The sequence below is a fragment of the Halothiobacillus sp. genome (assembly GCF_028710545.1).
Classification (GTDB): domain Bacteria; phylum Pseudomonadota; class Gammaproteobacteria; order Halothiobacillales; family Halothiobacillaceae; genus Halothiobacillus.
The window spans coordinates 1-6,094 of the sequence record NZ_JAQTTX010000085.1 but is presented as its reverse complement, the minus strand read 5'-3'; the positions used below and the strand labels follow the sequence as shown (position 1 = coordinate 6,094).

Here is a 6,094-nt window from a genome sequence, read left to right as displayed (position 1 = left end):
GGTCGGCAAATAGGTCGGTCTTAATGGCGCTGCGTCGTTTCATTGGAAGCAAAAGAGATGGTGGTCAGATGAATCGAATTTTACCGGATGCTGTGGGGAATGGATGGGGTTTTTCGAGGTGCCCCTTGATCTGCACCCGCTCGATGGACGAATCAACATACCTCGCCGTGCCACCGGCTGCCATTTCTTCACCCAGCACGTGCCAGGGCTCGATGGCTTGGCGAATTTCAATGATCACGCCGTCGTAGGTCACGCTGCCATATCGAGGGAAGCGGAATTCGAGGAACGGTACGAACCAGGCATCGTCAAATGCGTAGCCGGATTCACGCAAGTCGGTGCAGATATCTTGCATATCCTGTTCGATGAAATGCGGCAACATGAAGCGATCGTGCAGTGAAGTCCCCCAATCGACGAGACGGCCACGCAACGGCGTTTTCCAGAAACGCGCCACGAGCGCACGCAACAACAGCGATTGCACGAGGTTCATGCGCTCGTGCGGCGGCATTTCGAAGGCACGCAACTCGAGCAAACCCAGGCGCCCCGTGGAGGAATCCGGTGAGTAGAGCTTGTCGATACAGAATTCGGCACGATGCGTATTGCCGGTCAAATCGACCAGCAAATGACGCAACAGCCGATCAATCAACCAGGGCTGATCGGACTGCACACCGGCCGGAAACATAAGATCAAGCTGCTGGAAGGCGATTTCCAGTTCGCCCAAGGTGTCGTCGCGGGCTTCGTCCACACGGGGCGCCTGACTCGTCGGGCCGATGAACTGACCGGAAAACAGATAAGACAGCGCAGGATGTTGTTGCCAGTACGTCAAAAGACTCTTCAGCAAGTCCGGGCGTCGCAGGAACGGACTATCGGCAGGGGTTGCGCCACCCAGCGTCACATGATTGCCGCCGCCTGTTCCCGTATGCCGACCATCGAGCATGAACTTCTCGGCCCCCAGCCGGGCGAGACGCGCCGACTCATACAGGAAGTGCATGTTCTGCTCGAGCGTCGACCAGTCACTGGCAGGGTGAATATTGACCTCGATGACACCGGGATCCGGCGTAACAGAGAGCGACTGCAAACGCGGATCCCGAGGAGGGGTATAACCTTCGATTCGTACCGGCTGTTTCAGCGTTTTCGCACAGAATTCGATGGCGGCCACCAGCTCCAGCCAGGCTTCGAGCCGATTGAGCGGCGGCATGAAGACATACAGAACACCGTCCCGAACTTCCAGCGCCAACGCGGTATGAATGACTTCTTCTGGATTGACCTCAGCAGGCGGTGCCTCGGCAGGACTGAGTTTGAGCGAAGCTGGCGTGCGCGGATAATCACCCAGCACCTGGCGCGATGCGAAAGGATCAACCGGGAAATCAATCGGTTGCGCTTTGGGGTGAACCCAAGGCAGGCTGTCGAGCGGCAATCTCAACCCCAACGGTGAATCACCGCCCAACAGGTAGAGACGTTCGGTACGCAAAGGCCACAAACTCGAAGCCCATTGGGTTTTACTGGAGTCCAGCGCTTTGAGCGGCAGAACATAACCGACGACATCCCCCAATCCGGATCGCAGCTTGCGCGAAACCTGCCCGCGTTTACCCGCATCCTTGAGGTCGATTTTCGTGGGGTCGAGATTGACCGGTAAGGCTGATTCCATGGACAACGCCAGCAATGGATCTTCATAAGCCGCAATCACATAATCGGTCGAAAGCTGCAGGCGCGATGCGAGTAGATGAGCAAAGTGGTACGCCCGCGCCTTGGGAATGGGTGGCGCATCCGGTTTCGGATTCTCGGCCATCAACTCAGGATCGTGCCAAACGGGCACGCCATCGGTACGCCAGTACACACTGAGTGCCCAGCGTGGCAGAGGCTCACCGGGATACCATTTCCCCTGACCGTAATAACGCAGGCCGCCCTGTGCAAACTGCCGGCTCAGGCGGGACATCAGATCCTGAGCGAGCAACCACTTCTGCTCGCCCAGCGCATCGGTATTCCACTCCGGCCCGTCCATGTTATCGATGGAGACGAAGGTCGGTTCGCCGCCTTGGGTCAGGCGCACATCGTTTGCTTGCAGTTCGGCATCGACCCAGTAGCCCAGGCTCTGTATCGCCTGCCATTGGGTTTCGGTATACGGTTTGGTGACGCGCGGATCTTCATGGATGCGGGTGACACTCATGTCAACAATCAATTCGGATTCGCATACGCTCGTCATGCCAGTGATCGGTGCCGCTGATATGGGTTGAGCCGTGGCCGCCAGTGGAATGTGGCCCTCGCCGGCCAGCAGGCCCGAGGTGGCATCCAGACCGATCCACCCGGCACCGGGTATATAGGCTTCGCACCATGCATGCAGGTCCGTGAAGTCCGCCGTCGGGCCACTCGGGCCATCAAGGGATGGCTGATCGGCCACCAACTGAATCAGATAACCCGAAACAAAGCGCGCAGCAACGCCCAGATGTCGCAGGGCCTGAACCAGCAGCCAGGCACTGTCGCGGCAGGAACCAGAACCGATGGAGAGAGTTTCCTCGGGCGTTTGCACCCCGGGCTCCATCCGGATCAGGTAGGACACACTGCTCTGAACCTTTTGATTAAGGCGAACCAGAAAGTCATTGATGCTCAAGTCCTTGGGCATTTCCTGCCTGAATTGCGCCAACCATTTCCCAAAGTGCTTATCGAGGGGAGCTGCTTCAAGGAATGGTGTCAATTCCGCCTTCATCACATCGGGATAGGCGAAGGGATAGTGTTCGGCCCAAGGCTCTACAAAGAAATCGAAGGGGTTGATGACCGTCATGTCGACAATCAAATCGACCGTCACTTCTAGTGCGACGGTCGGCTCGGTGAAGGTCAGGCGGGCGACAAAATTTCCGTAGACGTCTTGCTGCCAGTTGACGAAGTGCTTTCCGGGCAAAACCTGCAGGGAATAACCCAGAATCGGAGTACGGCAATGGGCGGCCGGGCGCAGGCGGATCTCATGTGGTGAAAGTACGACGGACCGATCGAACAGATATCGGCTTTTGTGGTGCAGCGCAACGCGGATGGTCATATGGGTGGTATCCCTTGATTCTGTAATTGACTGTCTGCCGGCGGCTGATCTGTCTGTGTATCCGGCGCCGGACATACCCACTCCGGATTGGGCAGCTGGGAGAAAACGCTTTTCAGACCTTCACTCCAATTGGCACTGATAGAGGCAAAATAAGGATCACCTTCCTGCAACTGCTTGATGTTGTCCAAAGACAGGCTATCGGTCACATAGCAGGCAAGATCGATCGGCATACCCACCGAAACATTGCTGCGCATGGTGGAATCAAAAGAAACCAGCAGGCATTTGATCGCCCGATTGAGGGTGGTTTGCGGATTGATGATCCGGTCGATGATCGGTTTGCCGTACTTGATTTCGCCAATCTGGAAGAACGGCGTGTTCTCGGTCGCTTCGATGAAATTGCCCTCGGAATACACCAGGAACAAACGTGGCGGTTCACCGGCAATTTGCCCCCCGACAATGAAATTGGCGCTGACATCAATATTGCCGGCCATCAAATAAGGCCGATCCGTGTTCTGCACATGTCGCAGGCAGCCACCCAGCAAAGAGGCTACATCGAACATGGATGTCACGTTCCAGATATTGGGTTGCTCTGGACTTCGGCCCTGTGTTTCGAGCTGGTTGATGGCATTTTGTGTAATCGAGAGATTACCGGAACTCAGGATGACGATGACGCGATCGCCCCGGTTCACGAAGCTGCGCATTTTCTTGAAACTGGAAATCTGATCGATACCCGCATTCGTGCGTGAATCCGAGGCGAAAACCAACCCGGCATTAAGTTTGAGCGCAACACAATAAGTCATAATGATAAGTTCCCGGAAAAACAGATCATCATTGTAGTTGCAATTGGAATCGATCGGGTCGGATACCATCGGGCTGCCGATCATCTCTGAGCGAGAGAAAGGCATCATGGATTTCACTGCTCAATTCGTGCGTTCTGGCAAGAAACCCGGTGAGAAACTCATGCAGGCCATGCGCGAATATATCGTCGATTCGGCCATAGTGCAGGGAGGCATGCAACTCGCCCGCCAGACGGCGCGCCTCGGTGCCGGTCGGGCCATTGATCAACCCCAGCGTGGCATCAACTTCATTGAGGCAGGCATGCAAGGAGCGCGGCATATCGGCCCGCAAAATCAGCAATTCAGCCACACGCAGCGGTTTGATGCTGTCGCGATAGATTTTTCGATAGGCCTCCTGCGCGCTCACCGAGCTGAGCAGGGAACCCCATTGGTAATAATCGGCGGCACCACCCACATCCTGCACACTGGGCAATAGAATGTGATATTTCACATCGAGTATGCGCGCCGTATTGTCCGCACGTTCAAGAAACGTACCCAACCGGATGAAATTCAGGGCATCGTCCTTGAGCATCGTGCCCAGCGTAACACCACGAAACAGGTGTGAACGTTCCTTTACCCAGTCAAAAAAACCCTCTGGATTCGTTTTATTAAGCGAGGGCAGCATTCGCTTCAAATCCAGCCACATGCTGTTGATGATTTCCCACATTTCGGAGGTAATCGCACCCCGAACGGCACGCGCATTTTCACGCGCTTCCATGAGACTGTTATAGATACTGGATGGGTTTGCCGGGTCCAGCGTCATGTAATTTGTGACATTCGCCTGAACGGCCAGACCATGTTTTTCTTCATAACCTTCAGCCGATCCGCAGATGTTAAGCGGTGCATACCACAGTCGGGCGTCTGCCCCCTCCTCGCCATCCGGCAACAGCGATGTACGTGTCGCCACATCCAGTACCCGCGCGGTATTTTCTGCCCGTTCGATATATCGAGCCATCCAGAACAGGTGATCAGCTGTGCGTGAAAGCATGGTCATGGTTCAGTCCTCCAATACCCAGGTATCTTTTGTTCCGCCACCCTGTGACGAATTCACTACCAGGGAGCCCTCTGTCATCGCCACTCGCGTCAACCCGCCCGGTGCAAGACGGATTTCCTTGCCAGACAACACAAAGGGGCGCAAATCCACATGCCGTGGTGCTATGCCGCTTTCCACCATGGTCGGGCAAGTGGAAAGAGCGAGCGTTGGTTGCGCGATGAATCCCGCCGGATTCTCAAGAATTCGTGCACGGTAAACTTCAATCTCCTTGGTCGAACTTGTGGGCCCGACCAACATGCCATAGCCCCCCGAACCCTGTACTTCCTTGACGACCAGCTCCGGTAAATGTTCGAGTACGTATTTGAGATCATCCGATCGATCGAGACGCCAGGTAGGCACATTAGAGAGCAATGGTTTTTCGCCCAGATAAAACTCGATCATTTCAGGAACGAAAAGATAGGTTGATTTATCATCCGCAATGCCTGTACCCACACCATTGGTCAGTGACACGCCCCCGTTTCGGTACGCATCGAATAATCCAGGCACACCGAGTACCGAATCGGCACGAAAGGCCAACGGGTCCAGAAAATCATCGTCAACCCGGCGATAGATCACATGTACCTGCTGCGCACCCTGGGTGGTGCGCATATAGACCTTGTTGTTGCTGACAAAAAGATCCTTGCCTTCAACCAGCTCAACCCCCATCTGGCTTGCCAAAAATGCATGTTCAAAATAGGCGCTGTTGTAGGGGCCCGGTGTCAAGACGACGATAACGGGGTTATCGATGTGCGCCGGCCCTGACTCCCGGAGTGTTTCAAGCAAGAGCTGCGGATAGTGCGCAACCGGCTGGATGGTGCGCTGGGTGAACATATTCGGGAATAACCGCATCATGGTATTGCGGTTCTCAAGCATGTAAGAAACACCCGATGGGGTGCGCAAGTTGTCTTCCAATACATAAAAATCATTTTCCGCTACCCGAACCAAATCGATGCCTGCAATCTGGGCATAGACTTGGTTCGGCAGGTCAACACCCTGCATCGCGGCACAGTACATACTGTTACCCAGCACTTGAGATGCCGGAATAACACCCGCCTTGATGATCTCCTGTTTGTAAAACAGCGTGCAAAACTGAGCAGGAATCCGGGGGAAACAGCGTCCAAATTTGACCACCCCCGGTTGTGCCACACTCCGCTGTTTTGGCGGAGGTCATCCTGGAGTGCTTTGCATGGAAACCAT

At 55.1% G+C, this 6,094-nt stretch carries 3 protein-coding genes and 1 pseudogene; all 4 read right to left on the bottom strand.

The features are described from left to right. Positions 1-64: 64 nt before the first annotated feature. The gene (locus PHD44_RS12085) at positions 65-3,028 is read right to left on the bottom strand and encodes a DUF2126 domain-containing protein (protein ID WP_300192074.1); all 2,964 of its coding nucleotides are present in this window, start codon (positions 3,026-3,028) and stop codon (positions 65-67) included. After that, positions 3,025-3,828, bottom strand: coding sequence for a proteasome-type protease (locus PHD44_RS12080; protein WP_300192072.1), 804 nt, complete (start codon positions 3,826-3,828; stop codon positions 3,025-3,027). The genes PHD44_RS12085 and PHD44_RS12080 overlap by 4 nt, the downstream gene beginning before the upstream one ends. A gap of 28 nt (positions 3,829-3,856) precedes the next feature. Then, positions 3,857-4,858, bottom strand: a complete 1,002-nt coding sequence (locus tag PHD44_RS12075) for an alpha-E domain-containing protein (protein WP_300192070.1) — start codon at positions 4,856-4,858, stop codon at positions 3,857-3,859. Positions 4,859-4,861: 3 nt separating this feature from the next. Then, positions 4,862-5,977 (bottom strand): annotated as a pseudogene (locus PHD44_RS12070) (circularly permuted type 2 ATP-grasp protein); the annotation flags it as partial. Positions 5,978-6,094 lie beyond the last annotated feature (117 nt).